This window comes from Sinomonas sp. P47F7 (genome assembly GCF_049332655.1).
Lineage (GTDB): Bacteria > Actinomycetota > Actinomycetes > Actinomycetales > Micrococcaceae > Sinomonas.
The window spans coordinates 4284814-4309187 of the sequence record NZ_CP186327.1; the positions used below are offsets into that span (position 1 = coordinate 4284814).

Below are 24374 nucleotides of genomic sequence, written 5' to 3' on the forward strand. Positions count from 1 at the left end.
GAGTTGCTGCCGCGCAGCCGGATTCAGCTGCTGAGGTCGAGGTGCAGGCCGACGCCTCGCTCGAGGGCGGCGTCGTACAGGATGCGGCCGATCGCGAGGTCCTGAAGGCCGATGCCGACCGAGTTGAAGAGCGTGATCTGGTCATCGCTCTCGCGGCCGGCCACCGTCCCAACCAGAACCTGGCCGAGTTCGCCGGCCACGTCCCCGGCCGCGATGGCCCCCTCCTCGACGGCGAGGAGGAGGTCGCCGGACTTGGCGAGGGCCGTTTCGAGGCTGTCGACGACGACGCGGGATCGCCGCATGGCCTCGGCGTCGACTTCGCGGTGGGTGGGGCGAGGCCGGGCGCCGACCGCGTTGACATGGAGGCCGGGGCCGAACCAGCTGCCATGCACGATCGGAACCTCGGACGGCGTGAGGGTGCACAGGATGTCGCTCGATTCCACGGCCTCCTGCACGCTCGAGGCGGCAACGACGCTGACCTCGGCCCATTCGACCTGCCTGCGGAAGGCGTCGATCGTGGAAGCGGTCCGCGACCACACCACGACCGTCTCGACCCTCGAGACCTTGGCGATGGCCTCGAGGTGCGCGACGGCGAGCGCGCCGGCGCCAACCAAGCCGAGCACGGTGCTGCCCGGGCGGGCGAGCCGGCCCGTGGCCACCGCGCTCGCGGCCGCCGTCCGGATGCGCGTCGGCACGCGCCCGTCGAGGAGCGCGAGCGTCTCGCCCGTCTCGGCGTCGGCCAGGATGATGGACGAGCGCTGAGACGGAAGGCCTCGGCTCCCGTTCCCGGGGATGTCGCTCAGGAGCTTCGAAGCGACGAGTCCCTGGGGGGCCGAGGCTCCGGCCATCACGAGATATCTGGCATCGGAGGACGGAAGCTGCATCGACGTCGGGCCCGGCTGGCAGGCCAAGCCGGAACCGAGGTCGGCGAAGCTCCGCTCCACGGCCTCGATCGTGGCCTCCATATCCGCGAGGGCTGTGAGGTCCGAGGCCGTCAGGATGAGTGTCATGCGTCTCCTTTGCTCGACGTTCTCTCACGATAGACCTGTTTGGCATGCCAAAACGGACCTCCCGGTGACTGCCGCCTGCGACGGTACGATGGCCGAAAGTTCACTTCAGGGGAGGGACGCCATGCCTGCAGAGGTTTCGCTCGACGAAGAACCGGGGTCCGGATCGCGCGCGAACGGCGTCTACGAGTGGTTGCGCGAGCGGATCATTGACGGCACGTTGCCGCCGGGCGCGCGCCTCCGCGAGCGTGAGATCGCCGAGGGGCTCCAGGTCTCACGCGTGCCCGTGCGCGAGGCGCTCCCCCAGCTGGAGAGCGAAGGCTACATCGAGACGCTCCCGCGCCGGGGCGCCGTCGTCGTCCCCATGTCGGTCAGCGCGGTGCAGGAACTCTTCGATGTGCGCTCGAGCCTCGAGGTGCTCGCGGCCCGGCTCGCGGCGCGGGCCTGCGCCGCGGGGGCGCCGCCGGCGGCGCTCGAAGCCCTCCTCGCCCGTGCCCACGAGGCGACGGAGGCCGACGACGAGGATCAGATCGCCGACCTGAACTCGCGCCTCCACGAGGAGATCGTGACGCTCAGCGGCAACCGACTGCTTCAAAAGCTCATGACGCCGGTCAGCGGCCACGTGAGGCGGCTGTTCCACATCGCGAAGGATCGTGACCAGAGGGAGCTCTACCGCGAGCACGTTGCCATCGTCCAGGCGATCATTCGCGGCAACGCCGAGCTCGCCGCGGCCCTTTCCTTCGCGCACGTCGAAGAGAGCCGGGCCGAGTCGCTCCCGATCGTTGAGCGGCAGCTCGGCGCCCGCCCCTAGGCCGGCGTTTCCGCACCCGAAACCAAGGGGCGGCGGGCCGGTCAGAGGGCCTTGACCGCCGTCAGCACCTTCGTGAGCGACTCCTTCGCATCGCCGAACAGGAGCGTGGTCTGCGGCTCGTAGAGGAGCTCGTTCTCGATCCCCGCGAACCCCGGCCGCATGGACCGCTTGAGGAACACGACCTGCCGCGCGTCGCCCGCCTCGAGGATCGGCATGCCGTAGATCGGCGAGCCGGGCGTGGACTTCGCGGCGGGGTTGACCACGTCGTTGGCCCCGACCACGAGGGCGACGTCGGCCTGCTTGAAGTCCCCGTTGACCTCGCTCATCTCCTTGAGCGATTCGTACGGGACGTTGGCCTCCGCGAGGAGCACGTTCATGTGCCCGGGCATGCGGCCCGCCACGGGATGGATGGCGAACTCGACGTCGATGCCGCGCGCCTCCAGCGCCTGCGCGAGCTCGGCGGCCGTGTGCTGCCCCTGAGCGACGGCGAGCCCGTACCCCGGCACGATGATGACGCGCTGCGCGTAGCCCAGCAGGATCGCGACGTCCTCCGCGCTCGAGGACCGCACGGGCCGTTCGCTAACCGTCGTGGACCCTGCCGTCGAGCCTCCCCGGAACGCACCGAACATGATGCCGGCCACGCTGCGGCCCATCGCCGCGGCCATGAGCCTGGTGAGGATCGTGCCGGACGCGCCCACGAGCGTCCCCGCGACGACGAGCAGCACGTTCCCGAGCACGAGCCCCGACGCGGCGACGGCGAGACCCGTGAACGCATTGAGCAGCGAGATGACGATCGGCATGTCCGCCCCGCCCACGGGCAGGACGAGCAGCACGCCGACCACGAGGCCCACCACGAGAAGGACGACGGCGACCCCCGCCGATCCGCTCATGACGACGGCGGCCCCCGCACCCACCGCCGCAACGAGCACCACCCCCATGACCACGGGCAGGCCCGGGAACACGACGGGGCGCGTGGTCATGAGCTCCTGCAGCTTCGCGAACGTGACGCACGAGCCCGCGAACGAGACCGCCCCGACAAGCAGCGTGAAGGCGATCGCGAGCCTGAGCCAGCCGTCGTCGGCATGCGGAAGCTCGAGCAGCGCCACGAGCGCCGCCGCGCCGCCGCCCACGCCGTTGAACATCGCCACGAGCTGCGGCATCTGCGTCATCCTGACCCGGCGTGCAACCGGCGCGGCCACCGCGGCACCGACGACAATCGCCCCAAGGATCCACGGAATGTTCACGAGCCGGCTCGCGAGGAACACCGTCACGAGGGCCACGAGCGCGCCAAAAGCACCCACGAGGTTGCCGCGCCGAGCGTGTTTGGGCGAGCTCAGCCCCTTGAGCGCAAGGATGAAGCAGACCGCCGCGAGGAGATACAGCAGCGCAGTCCAGGTCGGGTCGAGAATGGCGGACTCGGGGTTCACTTCGCGCCCTCCTTCGCGGCATTCCGGCCATCCTGCCCGGGGGCATTCCGGCCCCTGAACATCTCGAGCATGCGGTCCGTCACCACGAACCCGCCCACGAGATTGGCCGTGGCGAGGACCACGGCGAGCAGCGCCACCGCGAGCACCCATCCGTCCGTCGCCTGGCCGGCCACCGTGATGGCTCCCACGAGGATGATGCCGTGGATCGCGTTCGCCCCGGACATGAGCGGCGTGTGCAGGATGCTCGACACCTTCGAGACCACCTCGAAGCCCACGAACACGGCCAGCACCGTGATCGTGAGCAGCTCGATTCCGCCCATCAGCCCGCTCCTCCCTCGACGTCGTCTTCGGCCCGCCTGCCGGACACGCCCGCGCCCGGCACCCCCGCGCCCGGCCCGCCGAACCCCTCCACGCCGGGCGTCGCGGAGGCGAGCGCCGCGAGAGCCTGCGCGGTGGGCTCGTGCCGCACGTCGCCGTCGTACGTGAGGCACGCCCCGGCGACCACCTCGTCGCCGAAGTCCGGGACCACCTGCCCGTCCGAAACCATGAGCGCGATGAAGTTCGCGACGTTCTTCGCGTAGAGGCGCGAGGCGTCCGCAGCCATCGCGGAGGCGGCGTCCTTGAGGCCCACGAGTGTGACGTGGCCCGCGCCGTCGGCCGTGGCGACCGCGACGTCCTCTCCCGGGACCGAGCCCTCGACGTTCCCGCCGGACTCCGCCGCCATGTCGACAACGACCGACCCCGGCCGCATGGCCGCGACCATATCCCGCGTGACGAGCATCGGGGCGCGGCGGCCGGGGACCGCGGCTGTGGTGATGAGGACGTCAGCCTCCGCGACGTGCGGCGCGAGGAGCTCGCGCTGGAGCGCGCCGCGATCGGCGGTGAGCTCGCGTGCGTAGCCGCCCGATGCCGCTGTTGCCTCCGGAGAATCCACGTCCAGCCGGATGAACGTGCCGCCCATCGAGGCGACCTCGTCGGCAGAGGCCGGGCGGATGTCGTTCGCGGATACGCGCGCGCCGAGCCGCTTGGCCGTGCCGATGGCCTGCAGGCCCGCGACCCCCGCGCCGAGCACGAGCACGCGGGCCGGCGGAACCGTGCCCGCCGCCGTCATGTACAGCGGGAAGAAGCGCGGGAAGCGGATCGCGGCCTCCAGGACGCAGCGGTAGCCGGTCACGAGCGCCTGGGACGTGAGCGCGTCCATCGACTGGGCGCGGGAGATGCGCGGCACGAGTTCGAGCGCGAACGCCCCCACGTGTGCCTGGGCCAGCGCGCGGACCGTGGGGAGCTCGGTCGACGGCGAGGCGAGGCCCACCGTGATCGCTCCGGGCTTGAGGCGCGCGGCCGTGGCTGGGTCGAGTGGGCGGACGTGGGCCAGGACGTCGACCGCGGCGTAGTCGAGGGCCTCGACGATGCGGGCCCCCGCGGCGACATAGTCGGCGTCGGCGTGTCCGGCCGCTGCCCCCGCTCCGGCCTCGATCCGCACCCCGAGCCCGAGCCCCACGAGCTGCCGCACCGACTCCGGCGTCGCGGCGACGCGCCTCTCCCCCGCGAGCCGCTCGCGCGCGATCCCGACGTCCACAGCGCCTCCCCTCGACATTGAGTCCTACGGGTGAAGTGTATTGCGGGTCGCGGGGGATCGGGCGAGGTGGGGGCGGGTCACGAGGCGGCTGGCGTGGCGAGCGACGGCGAAAGGGCCGGGGCGCGCTTCATGCCGCGCACGGCGTCGGCGAAGCTCTCGAGATAGGCGGTGCGGCGGGCCGAGGACGGCCTTGGTTCGGTGGTGCTTGGCGCGGCGTCTGGATAGTGCAGCGCGAGGCCTTCGCGCAAGAGTCGGATCGCCTCGCTGCGCTGCTGGGAGATGGCCGACGACGTAAGGCCCAGCTCGTCCGCGACCTCCCTGACCGAGCGGCCCTCGAGGTAGATCGCGGTGACAATGTCTCGGAGCCGCTCGGGCAGCGAGCCGACGGCGGCCTGCACAAAACGGGTCTGCTCGACGGCGAGGGTGGCTTCCTCCGGGCCGATCGACTCGGCGACGAGCGAGTCTGTGACCGCCTCGTCAAGGGCCCCGACCGTGCGGGCGGCGTCGGTGAGCGCGTCGGAGACCTCCTGCCGGCCGAGGCCGAGCGCCACGGCGAGCTCGTCATGGCTCGGCGCGCGCCCGAGGCCGCTCGTGAGCGTCTCAGTCATGGCCTGGACGGCCTTGATGCGCTTGCGAGTTCCGCGCCCGGCCCAGTCGAGCGAGCGGAGTTCATCCATGAGGGCCCCCGTGATGCGGCGGCGCGCGAACGCCCCGAACGGCACGCCCGTGGACGGGTCGAACGCCTCGGCGGCGAGCACGAGGCCGAGCGAGCCGGCGGAGGCCATGTCCTCGCGCGAGAGGTGCGTGGCGCGAGCGCACAGGTCGGAGACGAGGTAACCGACGAGTGGAAGGTTCTCCACCACGAGACGGTTGCGTTCTTCGATATCCACATGCACCCCTGTGAGACCTGCCTGCCGGGAGTCCGGGAGAGAAATCGCAGGTCACGGAGGACCGCGCGACTCATTGGACATGTCTATTTCTATGTGGGCGCGGGGTTTTACATGTCCATTTGTGCGGCGTGTCGCGTGGATTGACAGAGCGAGTCATTGAGGCGGGTCAAACGGCCCCGGCGTCGCGGGCGGCTTCCCCGGTTTCGGCGTCGGCTTCCCCCAACTTCCGTTCCGGCTTCCCCGGCTTCACGACGGACGACGGCGGGACGGCGACGCGGGACGACGGCGGGACGACGGCGCCGGGCGGCGGGGCCGGGCGGCGGCGGGGCCGGTTACTCCGGGAAGCCCGGGAGGCCCCTCAGGATGTCGGCCGGGTCGGCGGAGGCCTGCGCCGCCTCGAGGTTCGCACCGGCCACCGCCTCGAAGATCTCCTCGCGCTTGATCGCGAGGTGACGGGGCGCGTCGATACCGATCCTGATTCCCTCGCTGCCACGGCTCTCGAGGAACGTGATGACGATCTCGTCCCCGATCATGATCTTCTCGCCCGGCTTGCGCGTCAGTACGAGCATGGCTTCCCTTCCGTGGCATGGCAGGCCCGGCGCCTGCTCAGAGCACCGTCCGTGGTGCAGGTGATCCGTCAACCCAGCCTACGGGGATTCCGAGGCCGTTGATGCTGCGGGCCGTCCGGGTTTCGCGGGCGCCCACCACCGCGAGGGCGTCGACGGGCAGGTGGGCGCGCGCCGCGGCGACCCAGTCGGCCGTCTCCTCCGGCTTGTGCCGGGCGTCCGCCACGAACCACACCTGATCGGCGCCGAGGCTTGCGGCAAGACCGAGAAACGGCAGCCCGTCCGCAACCGAACCCAGCGAGCAGGCGACGACGACCGCCGTCTCGGTCTCGACGCCCCGCGCCCGCGCGGCCATCGCGTCCCGTCTGCTCCCGAGCAGGACGCCACCCAGGCGGAGGCTCCCGAGGCGCAGGCTCCCCGGGGACAGGCCCGGGGACAGGCTTCCCGCAGGCAGGCCCTCCGAGCCAGCGTCCCCGACATCGGCACCGCCGAGGTCGGGGCTCGCGTCATACAGCTCCCAGCGCGAACCGTCGCGCGCCATGTCCCGCGCCACGCCGGACGCAGTGTCCCCGAGCCCCGCGACGAGGATGAGGTCGCCCGGCGCCGAGAGAGGAACGGGGACGCGTTCCTCGAGGACCACTTCGCTCCGCAGCCGCTCGAGCAGCTCGTCGAAGCCCACCGCCTGTGTCGAGACTGCCTCGGGCGAGACGGCGCGGGAGACGGCCTGCCGGACGGCGGTCGAGGCGGCGGCGGAACCCGATGGCCCGCCGGCGGCGCGCAGCGAGTCCTCGGCCCGGTCGGCGTCGTCGAGCAGCGCCGCGATCCCGGCCCGCCCGGCGAGGACGTGCGGAATCGCGGGCTCGACGGCAACGACGGCGGGCTCGCCGTCGCCCGGGACGTGGACGGTGACCTCGACGTGCCGCCGTCCGAGGAAGCCGCCGATCCCGCCGTCGAGCACGCGCTCGGCCCGCACGATCCGCGCCTCGGGGCCGTAGAGCTCGGCTGCCTGCCGGCTCGCGTCCTCGAGCGTCGTGCCCCTAAGCAGGAACTGCTGAGCCAAGGCGCACCACCCCGATCGTCTCGATGTTCACGTTCGTCGACGTGACCTCCGCGTAGGAGAGCACGGGCACGCCGCTGGGCGGCAGCGGCACCATCTTCCGGACCGCCGGGCGCAGCACGGGAGCGCACACGAGCACGGGGCTCTTGCCAGAGGACTCCGCGGCCGCGACGGCCGAGCTGAGCGAGGTCATGATCGCGTCGAGCTTGGCCTGGTCCATGACGAGCTGCGTCCCGTTCTCCGCGGGCCGCAGATCCTGTACGAGCGTCTGCTCGAGCCCCGGCTCGATCGTGATGACGGTGAGCCGCTCGCCGTCCATGAACCGCCCCACGAGCGCGGGGCCGAGCGCGAGCCGGGCTGCCTCGATGAGGCCTTCCGGTTCGGTCGAGGCCTTCGCTCGCAGCGTGAGCGCCTCGTAGATGCGTGTGAGGTCGTTGATGGGCACCTGCTCTGCGAGGAGGCCCTGGAGCACGCGGTGAATTTCTGCAAGGGAAAGGAGCCCGGGCGTGAGCTCCTCGACGGCGGCCGGGCTGCCGGCTTTGACGCCCTCCGTGAGCACGCGGACGTCCTCACGCGAGAGCAGGCGGGCCGCATTCGAGCCCACGATCGAGGAGAGGTGCGTGACGAGCACGCTCACGCGGTCGATCACGGTCGCACCGGTCATCTCGGCGCTGTGCCGCATCTCGGCCGGCACCCATTTCCCGGCGAGCCCAAAGACGGGCTCGACGACGGCGGCGCCCGGCAAGGCGTCCAAGAAGTCCCCGAGCGCGAGGAGCTTCCCGGCTGGGGCCGTCCCGCGCCCCGCCTCGACCCCCGCGATGCGGATCGCGTACGTGGCCGGCGGGAGCTCCACGGAATCCCGGGTCCGCACCGGCGGAATGACGACGCCGAGGTCCATCGCGATCTTGTGCCGCAACGATTTCACGCGCGCGAGCAGATCGTCTGGCGAGCCGCCCACGAGGTCCACGAGATCGGGGGCCAGGAGGATTTCAAGGGGATGAACCCGCATCTCCTCCATGAGCCGCTGATTCGGGTCCTGCTCCGCCTCGCCCGCGCCGCTGCCAGCGGTGCCGGACGCGCCGGCGGCAGCACCGCCGTCGTCCGCTGGCCGGATCCGGCGGGAGGCGACGATGAGCGCCCCGCCCACGCCGAGGAAGGGCAGCGGCGGCATGCCCGGGATGAGCGCCATGACCACCGCGGCGATCCCCGCGATGAGGAGGGCGTTGCGGGACTGCGAGAGCTGGGTCGAGGCGGCCTGGCCGAGGTCCGCCTCGGCGTTCGAGCGCGTGACGATCATGCCGGTCGAGACTGCCATGAGGAGGGCGGGGATCTGGGAGACGAGGCCGTCGCCCATGGTGAGGAGCGAGTAGGTGTTGAGCGCGTCCGTGATCGAGAGCCCGCGCTGGGCCATGCCGACGCCGAGCCCGCCCACGATGTTGACCACGATGATGACGATGCCCGCGATCGCATCCCCCTTGACGAACTTCGAGGCGCCGTCCATCGCGCCGTAGAAGTCGGCCTCTGCGGAGACCTCGGCTCGGCGCTGCCGCGCGACGACGTCCGTGATGAGGCCCGCGTTGAGGTCGGCGTCGATCGCCATCTGCTTGCCGGGCATCGCGTCGAGCGTGAAGCGTGCCCCGACCTCGGCCACGCGCTCGGCGCCCTTCGTCACGACGACGAACTGGATCACCACGAGGATCACGAACACGACCGCGCCGATGATCATCGAGCCGCCCACCGTGACCTTGCCGAACGCGTCGATGACCTGCCCCGCATAGCCCTGCCCGAGGACGAGCCGCGTCGAGGCCACGTTGAGACCCAAGCGGAAGAGCGTCGCGACGAGCAGGAGGGACGGGAACACGGAGAAGTCGAGCGGCCGCTTGACGAACATGGCGGTCAGGAGGATCACGAGCGCGAGCAGGATGTTGCACACGATCAGCACGTCGAGCAGCGGCGCGGGCACCGGCACCACGAGCAGGAGCACGATCCCGACGATGCCGACCGGGACGGCCAGGCGGGCGAGGTTTCGGTTCATGCGCGGGCTCCATGCGGGTGGCGGGGCGGGTTCGGGTGGCGGGGCGGGTTCGGGTGGCGGGGCGGGTGAAGTGGGGGCACAGTGTGCAGGCCCGCAGCCGCGCCGCAGGCCTTGAGCGCCATGACGAACGCGAGCACGCCCGCCACGGCCGTGTAGAACTCGACCGGGATCTCGTCCCCGATCTCGCACGCGCCGTGCAGCGCGCGGGCCAGCGGGACGTCGCGGACCATGGGCACGCGCTCCCTCTCGGCCTCCTCGCGCAGCCGCGCGGCGACGGTCCCGGCGCCCTTCGCGACGATGCGCGGCGCGGACTTCCCGGGTTCGTACTTGAGCGCGACCGCGACGTGCGTCGGGTTGACGAGGACGACGTCGGCCCCCGCCACCGCGGCGATCATGCGGTTGCGGGACATGGCGAGCTGGCGCGAGCGGCGCTGCGAGCGGATGAGCGGATCGCCCTCGCTCGTCTTGGTCTCCTCCTTGACCTCGCGCTTTGTCATGCGGGTCTTGGTGCGGTTCCGGCGGACGACGACAAACAAGTCCGCGAACGCGAGCAGGAGCCCCGCGCCGACGGCGAACCGGAGGAGGGACGCCGCGCCGTCTCCCGCCGCGGCGAGCACGCCGGAGAGCGGGAGGCCGCCCGCCGACATGAGCACCGGGACGAGCCCCTCGACGACGCTCCACAGCACGAGACCGACGACGGCGGTCTTCGCGAGCGCCTTCACCCCGCCCCACAGCGCCTGGACCCCGAACGTGCGCTTGAGTCCCGCGAGCGGGTTGAAGTGCTCGAACGAGACCGCGAACTTCTTGAAGTGGACGCCGCCCTGCACCGCGGAGCCTGCCAACACGACCCCGAACACGACCGCCGCGAGCGGGCCGAGCGTCCCCGCGAGCGAGCCGAGCCCGTCGGACAGCGCCTCGACGGCCTTCCCGGGGTCCGGGCTCCGGATGATCGAGGCGACGGCGAACAGCTGCGCAGTCCCCGAATTCGCGGCCTGGGAGACCGTGAACGGGAGCATGAGGGCGGCCGCGCCGACGGCGAGCCACGCCGTGAGGTCCTGCGAGCGCGAGAGCTGGCCCTTGGACCGGACCTCGCGCAGGCGCTTGTCGGTGGCCTGCTCGGTGCGCTCCCCGGGCTCAGCCATTCACCCCACCCCCAGCAGCAGCTGGGCGGCCTGCTGCGCGAGCGAGGACACGATGCGCGGGAGCGCCAGAAACATGAAGCTCGCGAGCGTCACGGTGAGGAGCACCTTGAGCGGGAAGCCCATCTGGAACGCATTGAGCGCCGGGGCGACGCGGGTCAGGAGGCCGAGCCCGAGGTCGGCGAGGAACAACACGACCATGAGCGGCCCCGCGATCTGCACGGCGGAGACGAACATCCCGGTGACGGCGGCGGTCATGGCCTCGACCGGGCGGGAGAGGTCCAGGCCGCCGCCGAGCGGGAGCGCCGTAAACGTACTCGTGAGGCCCCCGAGGACGAGCTGATAGCCGTCGGAGGAGAAGAGCAGCGCGAGCGCGGCCATCTGGAGGAGCCGGGTGAACTGCGCCCCGTTGACCATGCTCTGCGGGTCGTAGCCCTGCGCCATCTGGAAGCCGCTCGAGAGGTCGATGAGCGAGCCCGCAGACTGGATCGCGGCGAACACGAGGTACACGAGGAAACCGAGCGCGAGCCCCGCGACGGCCTCGAGGACGAGCCCCGTGAAGAAGCCGGCCGTGTCCCGCGGCGCGTAGCCACGCCCTGCCCGGGCCGCGACGGCGAGGCCGAGCCCCACGCCGAGCATGGCCTTGATGCGCGCCGGGAACGCGTTGTGGGCGAACGGCGGCGCGACGAACAGGAACGCCGTCATCCGCACGGCGGCGAGGATCATGGCCTCGATGAAGGCCTGGTCGATGGGCACATTCAGGGCCGGGATGTTCATCCGCTCACGAACCGTTCAGGAGGCTGGGGATGCGGGCGAACAGATCGTTCGTGAAGCCCACCATCTCGGAGATCATCCAGTGCCCGCACACCACGAGAGCGATGGCCACCGCGACGGCTTTCGGCACAAAGGAGAGCGTTGCCTCCTGGAGCTGGGTGATCGACTGGACGAGCGAGATCGCGAGCCCCACCACGAGAGACGTGATGAGCACGGGTGCCGCGAGCTTGGCCGAGGCGAGGAGGGCCTGAAGGCAGATGTCGAGCACGGCGGAGGTGTTCATGCTCAGCCTCCCCGATAGCTCTGGATGAGCGCGGTGATGATGAGGTCCCAGCCGTCCACGAGCACGAACAGGAGGATCTTGAACGGGAGCGAGATCATGACCGGCGGGAGCATCATCATGCCCATGGACATGAGCGCGGCGGAGACCACGAGGTCGATGATGAGGAACGGGATGAAGATGACGAACCCGATGATGAACGCCGCGCGGAGCTCCGAGATCATGAACGCCGGGATGAGCGTCTGGAGCGGCGTGTCCGCGGGCGTCGCGGGATTCGCGAGGCCCGCGGCGCGGGTCATGAGCGCGATGTCCTCCTGCCGCGTGTGCGCGACCATGAACTTCGAGAGGGGCGCGGCCGCGGCGCTGAACGCCCCCCCGAAGTCGAGGTGGCCGCCCAGATAGGGCTGGACGGCGGCGGTGTTGATGTCACTCACCACGGGCCACATGATGAACAGCGAGAGGAAGAGCGCGAGCCCCGAGAGCACCTGATTGGGCGGCACGGACTGGAGCGAGAGCGCGTTCCGGGTCATGGCGAGCACCACGAAGATCTTGGTGAACGAGGTCATCATGAGCAGGAGCGCGGGCGCAACCGAGAGCAGTGTGATGCCGATGAGCGTCACGACCGCGGCCGAGGGGGCGTTGTCCGGCGCGTTGATCTGCAGGCTCAGGGCACCGGACTGCGGCGCCGGGGTCGGCGTCGCGGGGGCGCTCGGCTGGGCGGGGCCCACGGGAGCGGCGTGCACCGCGGCCGAACTCACGAGCAGCACCGCATAGACCGCCACCGCCGCGAGAAGGACGACGACGGCGACCCGACCCGCCCGGAGCGCGAGACCGCCGCGCGTCACGGCCGGCGACCGGCTCGGAGCACGCCCGCGGCCTGCCGCCACGTGTCGAGGTCGAGAATCGAGCCCGCAAGGGGCTGAGCCTCGGGGCCGTTGCCGAGCTGCCGGTCCAGCTCCCGGTCGAAGGCGGAGGGGTCGACTGCGTGCCGCGCGGCGCGGCGCGAGAGCGGCGTCGGCTCGGGGTCCGACACGGGCTCGAGGGCAGGGGACGGCTCAGGGGACCCCGCGATGCCAACGGGTTCGAGGGCCTCCGCCTCTCCACTATGCAGGACGCTGATCCCGTGCTCGGTCACCCCGAGCAGGAATCTGCGCCCGTCCGTGTCCACAAGGACGACTGACGCCTTCGGCCCCACGGCCTGGCGCGACACGACGGTGAGTGCCTTGGCCTTCGGCACGGCCGCCCCGCGCCGCAGGCGCCGGGCGAGCAGCCACATGAGCCCGAGCACGGCAGCAAGGGAGACGAGGACCCGAAGGCCCAGGATGAGCTGGTCCATTCAGCGCGGGGCCTCAGCGACGTCGAGGATCCGCGTGATCCGCACGCCGTAGTCCTGGTCCACCACGACCACCTCGCCGAGCGCGATCTTGCGCCCGTTGAGCAGCACGTCCACCGGGGCGCCCGCCGAGCGGTCCAGCTCAATGACCTTCCCCGGTTCCATGGCCAGCGCGTCGCGCACGCTCATGCGCGTCCGGCCGATCTCGACCGTGAGCGCCATCTCGACGTCGTGAATCCGGCCGAGCCGTCCCGCGAAAGAGGCCGCGTCCCCGGCGTCAGCGGCGCCCGCGAGGCCCTCGCTGATCCGGACGGCGAACCAGCCGAACGGTGCCCCGCCGTCCGAGATCTCGTAGACCGCGGCGTCCGGGTCGGCGAAGACCGCCGCCGGGTCGCCGTCGGCCAGCTCGGCGAGCACCCCGCCGTCGAACGCCTCGGCCACGCTCTCGAAGGCGGGCCGCAGCACGTCGGTGGGGCGCGCCGTCGTTCGTCCCCCGGCCTCGGCGACGAATTCGGCGCTCACCAGGGCGAGCGCGAAGTCCGCGCTGAGCGAGCCCACGAACGAGGCCGAGACGACGGTCGTTCCGGCGACGTCCCGCGCGCCCGCGTCGACGGCGCCCGTCACCGCGAGACCGGGGACGGGAAGCGACGCGGCGAGCCGCTCGGCGGCCGAGGCGTGGAGGGCCAGGTTGCTCACGGGAGGTTCTCCTCGAGGGTGACGATGCGGGCCGCGACGCGCGAACCCTTGCGGACGACCATCGCTTGGGCGAGGCCCTTGCCGCCGACGGCGACGTGGAACGGCTCGTGCTCGGGGTGCGGAAGGAAGATCAGGTCCCCCACCGCGAGGTTGAGGATCTGGCTGGGCGTGACGGACGCGGGCGAAAGCCGCACCGCGACCTCGACCGGAACGTGCGCGAGCTGGCCCCGGACCAGTTCGGCCGCGTTCGCGCTGCTCGCCATGGGGTTCACGGCGCCGAGCTGCGGGAGGAGAGCGTCGGCGGGGATCGCGAGGGTGACGTCCGTCGCGGAGTCCCCGACGTGCACCGAGAAGCCGACGGCGATCATGAGGTCGGTCGTCGCGGCCGCCTGGGCGAACTGCGAGTTGTACTGGATGGAGTCGACGTGGGCCGTGCCCGCGAGCAGGCCGCCGAGGGAGTACGAGAGGACGTCGAGGGCCTCGTCGACGAGCGTCTTGATGAGCGCGTACTCGAGCGGCGTGAACTTGCGCTCGAGGCCGGACTTGTCGCCGTGCCCGCCGAGCATGCGGGCCACCCAGCCGAGCGCCGCCGGGGTGGGGAACTGCACGACCATCTTCCCGGAACTGGCCTGACCGTCCATGACGCACAGCACCATCGACGTCGTGGACGGGAGCGAGGCGACGTAGTCGTCGTAGGACTGCATCACGAGCGATTCGGCGGTCACCGTGGACTTGACGCGGACCTTGGCCGTGAGCTGCGTGCCCCACTGCCGCGCGAACGTCTCGAAGCCGGCCTCGAGGATGCGGCTGTGCTCGCGGGCCAGGGTCGTGGGACGCCGGAAGTCGTACGCCTCGATGATCTTCGGGGCGGGCACTTCGAGGTCCTGCACTGTCACGCCCCGGACTATCGGCAGGGGCCGGGCTGCGGTTAGGAGCGCCCGCGTTCCTTCCTGCTCACTTTGGATGCGGTCGGCGCCCTTCACCTCGGCGAGCCCCGCGCGGCGCGCCGAGGCCGCCCGGCTGACATGAGCACGAGCGAACCTACTTCCCCGTGGCGCGGGCCTTGAGCGCCTCCGGGATGAGCGCGCGCACCGCTTCGGGCTGGTCCGAGAGGACGACGACGTCGACGCGCCGGTTCTGCTCGTGCTCCGCGTCCGTCTGGTCGGCGTTCGCCGGGCGCGAGGCCCCGTAGCCCGTGGCCCCGACGCGTGGCCCGGGGAGCCCGTCTCGCTCGACCATGTACCGGAGCACCTTCGTGGCCCGCTCCGAGGAGAGCTCCCATACCGACGGGTAGCCCGTGATGAGGTTGGCCGCGTGGCCCTCGACCGAGACCTCGAGCGTGGTCGGCGCGATGGTCGGGGTGATGGCGTCGAGCACGCGGTCCGCGGTGGGGGTCAGATCCGACTTGTCCGGCTCGAAGAACGTCTGCGATCCTACGAGCTTGACCGTCAGGCCGCGCTGATCGATCTGGAACTGGACGTCGTGGCCCAGGCCCGCGGCCGTGAGCTTGCTGTTCATCTGCGCCTCGAGGGCGGTGAGCCGGTCCACCTCCTTGAGCGCGAGGTCGAGGTTCGAGAAGCCTTGCGCGTCCTTGTTGGCCTGATCCGGCGGCACGACCGTGCCCGTGGCCGTGTCGACCTTGTCCGTGACCGTGGTCCCGAAGCCCGTCGCGAGCGAGTTCCGGAGCTTCTCGAACTTGTTCTGGTCCACGGCGGACATCGCGAAGAGGACCACGAAGAGGCAGAACAGGACCGTGATCATGTCCATGTACGAGACGGCCCAGCGCTCGTCGACGTGGAACGGCTCGGGCTTCTTGAGTGTCCGACGGCGGCGCGGGCTCACGCGGCGGCCCTCACGTTCTCCTTCGCGTCGGCCCTGCCTTTGCCCTTGAAATGGTGCGCCGGAACCATCGCCCGCAGCCTGTCCGCGAGAAGCATGGGCTGCGCGCCCTCCTGAACGGCGAGGACGCCCTCCATGACGAGGGTCATGCGTTCGACCTCGAGCTCGGAGAGCCGCGCGATGCGGGACGAGAACGGGAGCCAGATGAAGTTGGCCGAGAGCAGGCCCCACAGCGTGGCCACGAAGGCGCTCGCGATCATGGGGCCGAGCTTCCCCGGGTCCGAGAGGTTCTCGAGAACGTGCGTGAGGGACACGACCGTGCCGATGATCCCGACCGTTGGGGCGTAGCCGCCGAGCGCGGCGAAGAACTTGGAGTTTGCGTGATCGGCGCGCGACTTCGTGCCGATCTCGTCCTCCATCATGACGCGGAGCTCCTCGGCGTCCGTGCCATCGGCCACGTTCTGGAGCGCGCGCGCGAGGAATGGGTCTTGGGCGTCGCCCGCCTCGGATTCGAGCGATAGGAGGCCCTCGGCGCGGGCCTTCTCCGCGAGCGCGATGATCTTGTCGATGCTCTCCTGCGGCTTCGGGGCCTTGCCCACGAGGGCCCCGGGGACGGCTTTGAACGCCTGGAGCGTGTCCTTGAGCGTGTTGCCCGCGAGGCCCACGGCGAGCGTTGCACCGAACACGAGGATCATGGGCGGCGGCAGGAGGAGCGCCGAGATGTTCGAGCCTTCCAGCGTCACGATCGCGACGACCGAGCCGAACGCAAGCAGCAGGCCGACGACGACAGAGGGGTCCATGGTGCGTGTTCCTAACGCTGGCCGGGCCGGAGGGGGGTCGCGCGGCCGGTGCCGTCCGCGCCGTCGGGTTCGTCGTCGTCCGCGCCGCCGCCGTCCGCCGGCTTGGGCACCAGGCTGAGCCGCTGCCCCTCCATCACGGGGAGCCCGCTCGCGGTCGCGAGGACGAGCGCGCGGTAGTCGGCGATGAGCCCGATGACGTGGGCGAGGCTCTCCCGCACCACGTAGGTGGTCCCCTCAACCATGACGAGCGTCGTGTCAGGGTTCTCCTGAATGCGCTCGATGAGGTCCGGGTTGACCGCGAAGCGGGACCCGTTGAGGCGGGTGACAACGATCATGGGGCCGTTTCTGGTCGTGCTGGGCGGGGCGCTTTCCCTCCCCTCTATCGGCGGGCGGGGCGGCGCGGTAAGGACGACGACGGGCGGCGCGCACCGCCGTCGTCGTCCGCGCCACGCGCTCCAGTCCGGTTGATCGTTCCCTATCAGTCGTGCAAGAGCGCGCCACCCGCCAACACGGCTCCGGGGCAGTTGGAAACGGACAAGAGCGCAACCAGACGCCATGGACGCGGGCGCGGCGAGAGTAGCGCGGCATAAAGTGGGGCCATGGTGGACGGAACCGAGCATGCCCGGCACGAAAACGTAGACCAACTCCTCTTCGAACTCGCGGAACGGCACCGCGTCGCAACGTCCTTCTATGGGTGGGACGGCGTCGAGCGGGCCGTCTCCCCCACGACGCTTCGCAAGGTCCTCACGGCGCTAGGCGTCCGGACCGAGACCCCCGAGGCGGTCGAGGCCTCGCTCGCGGAGCACGAGTTGGCGCCGTGGCGGCGCTTCCTCCCGCCCGTCGTCGTGCAGCGCGAGGGCTGGGACTACCGGGTCCGCGTCCATGTGCCGCACGGAACGGACGTCCGGGTGTGGGTCACGGCCGAGGACGGGAGCCGCCACGAGGTGGCCCAAGAGGAAGATTGGGAGCAGCCGCGCGAGGTCGACGGCGTCCTCACCGGCCGCGCGACCTTCGCTCTCCCCCAGGACCTCCCGCTCGGCTGGCACACGTTGCACGCGGACGCCGAGGGCCACACGGCCGAGTGTCCGCTCGTCGTCACACCCGTGCGGCTCCACACCACGGAAGGGCTCGTGGACCGGCGGCTGTGGGGCGTCATGGCGCAGCTCTATTCGGTGCGCTCCTCTCGCTCGTGGGGCATCGGCGACTTCGCGGACTTGGCGGACCTCGCGGCGATCGCAGGGTCGGAGGGCGCGGACTTCGTGCTCGTGAACCCGCTGCACGCGGCCGAGCCGGCGCCGCCCGTCGAGGACTCGCCGTATCTCCCGACGTCGCGCCGCTTCGTCAACCCGCTCTACATCCGGGTCGAGGAGATTGCCGAATTCGGCTACCTCGAGCCCGCCGCCAGGGCCCAGATCGAGGACCTCGCCGAGGGCATGCAGCCCGCCAACCACGCGGCCGATCTCCTGGACCGGAACACGAGCTTCGACGCAAAGCTCGCCGCGCTGGGGCTCATCTTCGAGGTCCCGCGGAGCCCCGCTCGGGAGGCCCAATACCGGCGCTTCTGCGCCGAGCTGGGCCCAAGTCTGGACGACTTCGCGCTGTGGTGCGCGCTGCGGGAGGCGGTGCCGCCGTCGTCGTCCGAGTGGTCCGAGCTCACCGGGCCGGACGCGCCCGCGGTGACCGCGCGGCGCGCGCGGCTCGCGGGTCGGATCGAGTTCTACCGATGGCTGCAATGGGTCTGCGACGAGCAGCTCGAGTCGGCGCAGCGCGTCGCGGAGCGGGCCGACATGCGGCTCGGCGTGGTGCACGATCTCGCGGTCGGCGTCGAACCACACGGCGCGGACGTGTGGACCCTGTCCGGCGTCCTGGCCCGCGGAGTCGCGGTCGGCGCGCCGCCGGACGTGTTCAACCAGCAGGGCCAGAACTGGAGCCAGCCCCCGTGGCATCCCGGCCACCTCGAGGCCTCGGGGTACGCGGCGTTCCGCGACATGCTCCGGACCATCCTTCGCCACGCGGGCGGGATCCGCGTGGACCACGTCCTCGGGCTGTTCCGGCTGTGGTGGATCCCCGAGGACGCCGGGCCCGAGGAGGGCACGTACGTCTACTACGACCACGAGGCGCTCGTGGGAATCCTCGCGCTCGAGGCGCAGCGTGCCGGGGCGATCGTCATCGGCGAGGACCTCGGCGTGTTCGAGCCATGGGTCCGCGACTACCTCTCCGAGCGCGGCATCTTCGGCACCTCGATCCTGTGGTTCGAGCACGACGGCAGCGCTCCCCTCGCGCCCGAGCGGTACCGCGCGCAGTGCCTCACGAGCGTCAACACGCACGACCTTCCGCCCACGGCCGGGTATCTCGCGGGCGAGCACGTGACGCTGCGCGAGTCGCTCGGACTCCTGCGGCGGCCGGTCGACGAGGAGCGCGCGGCCGACGCCGCCGAGCAGGAGGCCGTGCTCGAGCGGGTCCGCGAGCGCGGGCTCCTCCCGCAGAGCGACGGCGCTGTTTCGGGGCCCGGCGGGCGCTCGATCGAGGACGTGCAGCGGATCGTCGAGGCGCTGTACGCGTTCACGGCGCTCACGCCATCGTCCCTGCTCGGGGTGGCGCTCGTCGACGCGGTGGGCGAGACGCGCACGCAGAATCAGCCGGGGACGCACCTCGAGTACCCGAACTGGCGGATCCCGCTCGCGGGGCCGGACGGCGAGGCGATCCTGCTCGACGAGCTCGCGGCGAACCCCCGCTTCGCGTCCCTCATGCGGACCGTGCGGGAGTCGGTCGGACAGTGAATCGGGGAGGCCGTCCGCTCCTGCTCACTTTGGCCGCGCCGATGAGCCGCCCGTCGGCGTGTCTCGGATGCCACGCCGACGGGGCGCATCGCTAACTGAGCACGAACGGACGGCGCCCGCGGCCAACGGCCAGCTTAGGAGCCCAGGGTCTCGCTGATCTGCCGCGCCGCGCGCCGCACGGCGGCGATGATCTGCTCCGACTTCTCCTCATCCATGCGGAACGCGGGGCATGGGACGGACAGCGAGCCGACGAACTTGCCCTCGCTGCGAATCGCCGCGGCCATGCTCCACACGCCCTCGTCAATCTCCTCGCGGCTCACGGACCAGCCGCGATCGGCGTCGCGGCGCACTTCCTCGAGGAACCCCTCGACCCCCGAGACCGGGGGGCGTTCCCCCCGGGAGATCGCCTCCTCGACGTAACGAAGGCGCTCGCCCTCGGCCATGGCGCCCATCACGAGGTGCGCGCTCGCCCCGCGCAGGGGCGGGAGGTACTGCCCGACCTCGAACGAGAGCCGCAGCCGCCGCTCGGCCTCGATCCGATGCGTGCACACGGGCAGCCCCGCAATGGGCTGGACCAGGAGCACGGTCTCGTCAGTCTCCGCGGCAAGCGCCTGCATGAACGGTTGGACCACGTCGATGAGCGACGTGGCGCGCCGGGCCGTCTGGCTGAGCGCGACGAGCCGCATCGTGAGCCGGTACTTGCTCCGCCCCGCCTCCTCGACGAGCCCCATCTCGCGAAGCATCGCGCAAGCCGGCCAGGTCGCGCTGCGAATCGAGGCGCTCACGCCGGAGGAGCTCAAGTCCGGGAACGACATAGTCGAGCTCGGCCTCGAAGGCGAGATCCCCGTGAAGGTCTCGCGGGGCGAGTTCACGGACAACTTCCTCACGCCCCGGCACCACCTCGATCCGGACTACCGCCCGGAGCCCGGCGGCGCCTGACGGTCCCGGTTCGGCACCACGACCGTCGGCCCCGCGGCACGGCCGTCCCGTCCGCGCCAAGGGACGGTCTTGTCCCACGCGAGGACCGACGACGGCGGGTGGCGGCTTCCAGCGTGAGCCGCCGCCCGCCGTCGTCCGTCCGTGTTGCGCCGTCACGTCCGCAGGGTGCGCACCACGCGGACGTGACGGCGCAACGGAGTCTCAGCCTTGGTTGCTGAAGGCGGCGTCGAAGGACTGGGCGCTCGGGGCGAAGTCGAACCTCTTCAGCGCGGCGAGGGCCTCCGGGGCGCCCTGGAGGCGGTCCATGCCGGCGTCCTCCCACTCCACGGAGATCGGCCCGTCGTAGCCGATCGCGGTCAGGGCCCGGAAGCAGTCCTCCCACGGGACGTCCCCGCGCCCGGCCGAGACGAAGTCCCAGCCGCGGTGGGGGTCGCCCCAGGGCAGGTGCGAGGAGAGGATCCCGGCCCGGCCGTTGCCCATCCGCATCCGGGTGTCCTTGCAGTCCACGTGGTAGATCCGGTCGGCGAAGTCCGTGATGAACGCGACCGGGTCCAGGCCCTGCCACATCATGTGCGACGGGTCCCAATTCAGCCCGAACGCGGCCCGGTTCCCCACCGCGTCGAGCGCGCGCCTCGTGGACCAGTAGTCGTAGGCGATCTCCGAGGGGTGCACCTCATGGGCGAAGCGGACCCCGCACTCGTCGAACACGTCCAGGATCGGGTTCCACCGGTCGGCGAAGTCCCGGTACCCAGCCTCGATCACCGACGCCGGAACCGGCGGGAACATCGCCACATACTGCCAGATCGAGGACCCGGTGAACCCGACCACGGTCTTCACACCCAGCGCCCTGGCCAGGCGCGCGGTGTTCTTCAGCTCCTCCGCCGCCCGCTGGCGCACCCCCTCAGGCTCGCCGTCGCCCCACACGCGAGAGCCGACGATCGCCTGGTGGCGGAAGTCGATCGGGTCATCGCACACCGCCTGGCCCTTGAGGTGGTTCGAGATCGCGAAGAGCTTCAGGCCGTACTTCTCGAGGATGCCCAGCCGCTCGGCGATGTACGCCTCGTCGTCCCACCGCCACGCGTCAAGGTGCTCCCCCGACACGGCAATCTCGAGCCCGTCATAACCCCACCCCGAGGCATACCGGGCCACCTCCTCAAGAGTCAGATCGGCCCACTGGCCAGTGAACAGGGTAAACGGGCGGGACATTTCTCTCCTTGGTTCGTTTCGGTTCGTCGGGGCTGTCCGTTCGTGCCCACATAGGGTTCTTGTCCCGGCGCGCCGGGAGCCGACGCGCCGGTGCGGTCCGGGTTTCACCTGCCTCACTGAGCAGGAAGGGACACCACCCGGCTCAGAGGTGGACGATCGCGGACTTGGCGGCCGCGGATTCCTCGATCGCCGCGAGGACGCGCTGGACCTGCAGCCCCTCCTCGAACGAGGGCGAGGGCGGGTTGCCGTCGCGGATCGCTGCCAGGAAGTCGCGGATCTGGTGCGTGAACGTGTGCTCCCACCCGATCACGTGCCCCTGCGGCCACCACGCCTCAAGGTACGGGTGCTCGGGCTCGGTCACGACGATCCGCCGGAACCCCTGCTCCGCCACGGGCCCGGACGCGTCGAGGAACTCGAGCTCGTTGAGCCGCTCGAGGTCGAACGCGAGCGCCCCCGCGGACCCGTACACCTCGATCCGCAGCGAGTTCTTCCGCCCCAGGGCAACCCGGGAGGCCTCCACCGAGGCAACCGCCCCGCCGGAGAGCACGAGCGTGGCCCACGCGGCGTCGTCGACCGTCACCTCCTCGACCCCGGACGGCCCGGGCCGGCGCCACACGAAGGTCTGCAGCCGGCCCGAGGCCTCGGTCACCGTGTCGGAGAGCAGGAACTGGACCTGGTCGATCGCGTGCGAGGCGATATCCCCCAACGCCCCCGACCCCGCGGTCTCCTTCCGCAGCCGCCAGGTCATGGGCGAGCCGGAGTCCGCGAGCCAGTCCTGAAGGTAGGACGCGCGGACCTCCCGCACCGCCCCCAGCCGCCCGTCCGCGATGAGCTGCCGCGCGTACGCGAGGGCGGGCACGCGCCGGTAGTTGAACCCCACCATCGACTGCACCCCGCGCGCACGAGCTGCCTGGGCCGCGGCGACCATCCGCTCCGACTCCCCCAGCGAGTTCGCGAGCGGCTTCTCCACGAGCACGTGCTTGCCCGCCTCGAGCGCCGCGACCGCGATCTCGGCATGCAGCCACCCTGGGGCGCAGATGTCGACGATGTCCACATCGTCCCGGCCGATCACCTCGCGCCAGTCCGTCGCCGACTCCGCCCACCCGTACCGCGCCGCCGTCTCCGCGACCTGCTCGGCGTCCCGGCCCACGAGCACGCGCTGCTCGACGGCCGGCACCTCGAAGTACGCGGCAACGTTCCGCCACGCCTGCGAATGCGCCTTGCCCATGAACGCGTACCCGATCGCGGCAACACCGAGCGGACGGCTCATGCGAGCACCCCGTCTAGCGTCGCTTCTTCCGGCGCCCAGTCTTCGGGGATGGGAGCGGACGACGGCGCCGAGCTGGCGACGTCGGTGAACGCACCGGAGTCGATCGACTCGGAGATCGCCACCATGGTGTCGAGGACGTGGTAGGCGAGCTGGCCCGTGGCGCGGTGGGGCTCACCGGCGCGGATCGAGCGGGCCATGTCGAGCACGCCCATGCCGCGGCCGTTCGCGGGGCCGGTCGTGGGGATCTTGGTCCACTCGTGCTCGCCGGCCTTGCAGATCTCAAGGTCGCCGTCGAAGTAGTTCGGGTCCGGGAGGGAGAGCGTGGCCTCGGTGCCGGTGATCTCGACGAAGCCCATCCGCAGGCGCGGGGACTCGAAGCTGAAGATGCTGTGCGAGGACGCCCCGGACTCGAACTGCGCGAGCGCGCTCACATGCGTGGGGACCTCGACCTCGAACTCCTCCCCAGCCTTCGGGCCGGAGCCGATGACCCGCGTGGCCTTGGCCTTCGAGCCGAGCGCGGCGACGCGGCGCACGCTGCCGAAGGTCTGCACGAGGGCCGTGAGGTAGTACGGGCCCATGTCGAACAGCGGCCCGGCGCCCTGCTGGAACAGGAACGCGGGGTTCGGGTGCCACGACTCCGGGCCGGGAGTCTGGAACACCGTCTGGGCGGTGAGCGGGACGCCGATGTCGCCGCGCTCGATCACCCGCCGGGCCGTCTGCAGGCCAGCCCCGAGGAAAGTGTCGGGGGCGCACCCGAGCCGCAGCCCGGCGTCGGCTGCTTCTTCCAACAGGGAGAGACCACTTTCGCGGTCGAGCGAAAACGGCTTCTCGCTCCACACGTGCTTGCCCGCGCGCACGGCCGTCGTGGCGACCTCGACGTGCGCGGCCGGGATCGTGAGGTTCACGATGATCTCGACGTCGGGGTGCCCGAACGCGAGCTCCGGGGTGCCGTGCTCGGCGATGCCGTACTCCTCGGCGCGGGCCTTGGCGGCCTCCGGGAACAGGTCCGCGATCACATGGACCTTCACATCCGGGAACTTGGTGAGGTTGTCCAGGTACTGCTTGCTGATGACGCCCGCACCGATGACGGCGACGCCGACCGGTCCGCGGCTCACTTGGCGGCCTCTTCCGCCGACGGGACGGCAGCCGGCGCAGCTGAAGAACCGGCGGCGCCGGCCTCGAGGTAGCGCAGGGACGCGGCGACGCCGTCGAAGATGTCCCCGGCGTACTCGTCGAACTCGACAACGCCGACCTCGAGGTGCTTCGCGGCGCTGATGACGCCCCACACGTCGACCTCGCCCTGACCCGCGGGGACCTGCGCGAAGCGGTCCCCGTTGAGCGGGCCGTCCTTGATGTGGATCGCCACGACCCGCTCGCCGAGCCGCTCGAGCAGCGCCGCAGGGTCCACGCCACCCTGGGCGGCCCAGTACGTGTCGACCTCGAGGACGAGCTCGGGGTCGAGCAGGGACGCGAAGTACTCGAGCGCGGAGGTGCCCTCGACCTTCGACTCAAGCTCCCAGTTGTGGTTGTGGTAGCCCACGCGGATGCCGTACTCGGCGCCCTTCTTCGCCGCCGCGTTGAGCCGGGCCGCGGTGTCGCGGATGGTCTCGGCGTCCTGCCAGTGCTCGGCGGGGAGGTAGGGATCGATCACTGTGCCGATGCCCAGGCGCTTCGCGGCCGCGAAGATCTCGTCCTGGTCCGCGGACAGGAGCGGCGCGTGGCCCGTGGGCGCGGTGATGCCGTTCTCGGCGAACGCCGCGGCGAACTCCTCGGCGCGCTCGGCGAACTTGTAGGGCTCGACCTGGGTGTAGCCGATTTCGGCGAGCCGCCGGACGGCGCCCGGCAGGTCCGCCTCGATCGCGTCGCGGACTGTGTAGAGCTGGACGGAATAGGCCATGGGGAACAGGGTCCTCTCTAGGACGGGTGGCTGAGGTCAGGAGGATGAA

The 24374-nt window shown here is 71.2% G+C and carries 27 protein-coding genes; 4 read left to right on the top strand and 23 right to left on the bottom strand.

All coding sequences use genetic code 11. The features are described from left to right. Positions 1-23: 23 nt before the first annotated feature. The gene (locus ACOKR1_RS20005; protein WP_422934631.1) at positions 24-1010 is read right to left on the bottom strand and encodes an ornithine cyclodeaminase family protein; all 987 of its coding nucleotides are present in this window, start codon (positions 1008-1010) and stop codon (positions 24-26) included. Positions 1011-1131: 121 nt separating this feature from the next. Between ACOKR1_RS20005 and ACOKR1_RS20010 the strand changes: the two genes are divergently transcribed. Beyond that, positions 1132-1818, top strand: coding sequence for a GntR family transcriptional regulator (locus ACOKR1_RS20010; protein ID WP_422934632.1), 687 nt, complete (start codon positions 1132-1134; stop codon positions 1816-1818). Positions 1819-1859: 41 nt separating this feature from the next. Here the strand turns inward: ACOKR1_RS20010 and ACOKR1_RS20015 are convergent, their stop codons facing one another. The 17 genes from ACOKR1_RS20015 to ACOKR1_RS20095 all read right to left on the bottom strand — a co-directional run bounded on the left by ACOKR1_RS20015 (position 1860) and on the right by ACOKR1_RS20095 (position 16568). Then, positions 1860-3245 carry an NAD(P)(+) transhydrogenase (Re/Si-specific) subunit beta gene (locus ACOKR1_RS20015; RefSeq protein WP_422934633.1) on the bottom strand — a complete coding sequence of 462 codons (1386 nt, stop codon included), beginning with the start codon at positions 3243-3245 and terminating at the stop codon, positions 1860-1862. Further along, positions 3242-3565 (bottom strand): NAD(P) transhydrogenase subunit alpha, encoded by a 324-nt coding sequence (locus ACOKR1_RS20020; RefSeq protein ID WP_415855482.1) that lies wholly within the window; start codon positions 3563-3565, stop codon positions 3242-3244. The genes ACOKR1_RS20015 and ACOKR1_RS20020 overlap by 4 nt, the downstream gene beginning before the upstream one ends. Next, the gene (locus ACOKR1_RS20025) at positions 3565-4824 is read right to left on the bottom strand and encodes a Re/Si-specific NAD(P)(+) transhydrogenase subunit alpha (RefSeq protein WP_422934634.1); all 1260 of its coding nucleotides are present in this window, start codon (positions 4822-4824) and stop codon (positions 3565-3567) included. Before ACOKR1_RS20025 ends, ACOKR1_RS20020 begins: the two co-directional genes overlap by 1 nt. A 77-nt stretch (positions 4825-4901) precedes the next feature. Beyond that, positions 4902-5714 carry a sigma-70 family RNA polymerase sigma factor gene (locus ACOKR1_RS20030; protein WP_422934635.1) on the bottom strand — a complete coding sequence of 271 codons (813 nt, stop codon included), beginning with the start codon at positions 5712-5714 and terminating at the stop codon, positions 4902-4904. 332 nt (positions 5715-6046) lie between these two features. Next, positions 6047-6283 (bottom strand): carbon storage regulator, encoded by a 237-nt coding sequence (locus ACOKR1_RS20035; protein ID WP_422934636.1) that lies wholly within the window; start codon positions 6281-6283, stop codon positions 6047-6049. A 37-nt stretch (positions 6284-6320) separates the two neighbouring features. Continuing rightward, positions 6321-7340, bottom strand: coding sequence for a hypothetical protein (locus ACOKR1_RS20040; RefSeq protein ID WP_422934637.1), 1020 nt, complete (start codon positions 7338-7340; stop codon positions 6321-6323). Further along, complete coding sequence (locus ACOKR1_RS20045) at positions 7318-9372, bottom strand: flagellar biosynthesis protein FlhA (protein WP_422934638.1); 2055 nt, start codon at positions 9370-9372, stop codon at positions 7318-7320. The genes ACOKR1_RS20040 and ACOKR1_RS20045 overlap by 23 nt, the downstream gene beginning before the upstream one ends. Continuing rightward, on the bottom strand, positions 9369-10514 hold the full coding sequence (locus ACOKR1_RS20050; protein ID WP_422934639.1) for an EscU/YscU/HrcU family type III secretion system export apparatus switch protein: 1146 nt from the start codon (positions 10512-10514) through the stop codon (positions 9369-9371). Before ACOKR1_RS20050 ends, ACOKR1_RS20045 begins: the two co-directional genes overlap by 4 nt. Beyond that, positions 10515-11273, bottom strand: coding sequence for a flagellar biosynthetic protein FliR (locus ACOKR1_RS20055; RefSeq protein WP_422936696.1), 759 nt, complete (start codon positions 11271-11273; stop codon positions 10515-10517). It lies immediately after the preceding gene. 19 nt (positions 11274-11292) lie between these two features. After that, the gene (gene fliQ, locus ACOKR1_RS20060; protein ID WP_422934640.1) at positions 11293-11568 is read right to left on the bottom strand and encodes a flagellar biosynthesis protein FliQ; all 276 of its coding nucleotides are present in this window, start codon (positions 11566-11568) and stop codon (positions 11293-11295) included. 2 nt (positions 11569-11570) lie between these two features. Continuing rightward, on the bottom strand, positions 11571-12410 hold the full coding sequence (fliP, locus tag ACOKR1_RS20065; RefSeq protein WP_422934641.1) for a flagellar type III secretion system pore protein FliP: 840 nt from the start codon (positions 12408-12410) through the stop codon (positions 11571-11573). Beyond that, entirely contained in the window at positions 12407-12901 is a 495-nt protein-coding gene (fliO, locus tag ACOKR1_RS20070) for a flagellar biosynthetic protein FliO (RefSeq protein WP_422934642.1), read from the bottom strand. The genes fliP and fliO overlap by 4 nt, the downstream gene beginning before the upstream one ends. Further along, positions 12902-13594, bottom strand: a complete 693-nt coding sequence (gene fliN / locus ACOKR1_RS20075; RefSeq protein WP_422934643.1) for a flagellar motor switch protein FliN — start codon at positions 13592-13594, stop codon at positions 12902-12904. Continuing rightward, positions 13591-14490, bottom strand: coding sequence for a flagellar motor switch protein FliM (locus tag ACOKR1_RS20080; RefSeq protein ID WP_422934644.1), 900 nt, complete (start codon positions 14488-14490; stop codon positions 13591-13593). Before ACOKR1_RS20080 ends, fliN begins: the two co-directional genes overlap by 4 nt. A gap of 145 nt (positions 14491-14635) precedes the next feature. After that, on the bottom strand, positions 14636-15436 hold the full coding sequence (locus tag ACOKR1_RS20085; RefSeq protein WP_422934645.1) for a flagellar motor protein MotB: 801 nt from the start codon (positions 15434-15436) through the stop codon (positions 14636-14638). Next, positions 15433-16233 (bottom strand): motility protein A, encoded by an 801-nt coding sequence (locus tag ACOKR1_RS20090; RefSeq protein ID WP_422934646.1) that lies wholly within the window; start codon positions 16231-16233, stop codon positions 15433-15435. The genes ACOKR1_RS20085 and ACOKR1_RS20090 overlap by 4 nt, the downstream gene beginning before the upstream one ends. Before the next feature lie 11 nt (positions 16234-16244). Continuing rightward, complete coding sequence (locus tag ACOKR1_RS20095; protein ID WP_422934647.1) at positions 16245-16568, bottom strand: flagellar FlbD family protein; 324 nt, start codon at positions 16566-16568, stop codon at positions 16245-16247. Between ACOKR1_RS20095 and ACOKR1_RS20100 the strand changes: the two genes are divergently transcribed. Both ACOKR1_RS20100 and malQ read left to right on the top strand, forming a co-directional pair. Further along, positions 16567-16701 (top strand): hypothetical protein, encoded by a 135-nt coding sequence (locus ACOKR1_RS20100; RefSeq protein ID WP_422934648.1) that lies wholly within the window; start codon positions 16567-16569, stop codon positions 16699-16701. The two genes, ACOKR1_RS20095 and ACOKR1_RS20100, sit on opposite strands and share 2 nt — an antisense overlap. A 131-nt stretch (positions 16702-16832) precedes the next feature. Continuing rightward, positions 16833-19013 carry a 4-alpha-glucanotransferase gene (gene malQ, locus ACOKR1_RS20105; RefSeq protein ID WP_422934649.1) on the top strand — a complete coding sequence of 727 codons (2181 nt, stop codon included), beginning with the start codon at positions 16833-16835 and terminating at the stop codon, positions 19011-19013. A 134-nt stretch (positions 19014-19147) separates the two neighbouring features. Here the strand turns inward: malQ and ACOKR1_RS20110 are convergent, their stop codons facing one another. After that, entirely contained in the window at positions 19148-19744 is a 597-nt protein-coding gene (locus ACOKR1_RS20110) for an IclR family transcriptional regulator (RefSeq protein WP_422934650.1), read from the bottom strand. Between ACOKR1_RS20110 and ACOKR1_RS20115 the strand changes: the two genes are divergently transcribed. Further along, on the top strand, positions 19701-19952 hold the full coding sequence (locus tag ACOKR1_RS20115) for a hypothetical protein (protein ID WP_422934651.1): 252 nt from the start codon (positions 19701-19703) through the stop codon (positions 19950-19952). The genes ACOKR1_RS20110 and ACOKR1_RS20115 overlap by 44 nt on opposite strands. A gap of 201 nt (positions 19953-20153) precedes the next feature. On the opposite strand, the gene ACOKR1_RS20120 is transcribed toward ACOKR1_RS20115, so the two are convergent. The 4 genes from ACOKR1_RS20120 to ACOKR1_RS20135 all read right to left on the bottom strand — a co-directional run bounded on the left by ACOKR1_RS20120 (position 20154) and on the right by ACOKR1_RS20135 (position 24325). Then, on the bottom strand, positions 20154-21158 hold the full coding sequence (locus ACOKR1_RS20120) for a sugar phosphate isomerase/epimerase family protein (RefSeq protein WP_422934652.1): 1005 nt from the start codon (positions 21156-21158) through the stop codon (positions 20154-20156). A 142-nt stretch (positions 21159-21300) separates the two neighbouring features. Continuing rightward, positions 21301-22428 carry a Gfo/Idh/MocA family protein gene (locus ACOKR1_RS20125; protein ID WP_422934653.1) on the bottom strand — a complete coding sequence of 376 codons (1128 nt, stop codon included), beginning with the start codon at positions 22426-22428 and terminating at the stop codon, positions 21301-21303. Next, positions 22425-23543 (bottom strand): Gfo/Idh/MocA family protein, encoded by a 1119-nt coding sequence (locus ACOKR1_RS20130; protein WP_422934654.1) that lies wholly within the window; start codon positions 23541-23543, stop codon positions 22425-22427. The genes ACOKR1_RS20125 and ACOKR1_RS20130 overlap by 4 nt, the downstream gene beginning before the upstream one ends. Further along, positions 23540-24325 carry a sugar phosphate isomerase/epimerase family protein gene (locus tag ACOKR1_RS20135; protein WP_422934655.1) on the bottom strand — a complete coding sequence of 262 codons (786 nt, stop codon included), beginning with the start codon at positions 24323-24325 and terminating at the stop codon, positions 23540-23542. The genes ACOKR1_RS20130 and ACOKR1_RS20135 overlap by 4 nt, the downstream gene beginning before the upstream one ends. Positions 24326-24374 lie beyond the last annotated feature (49 nt).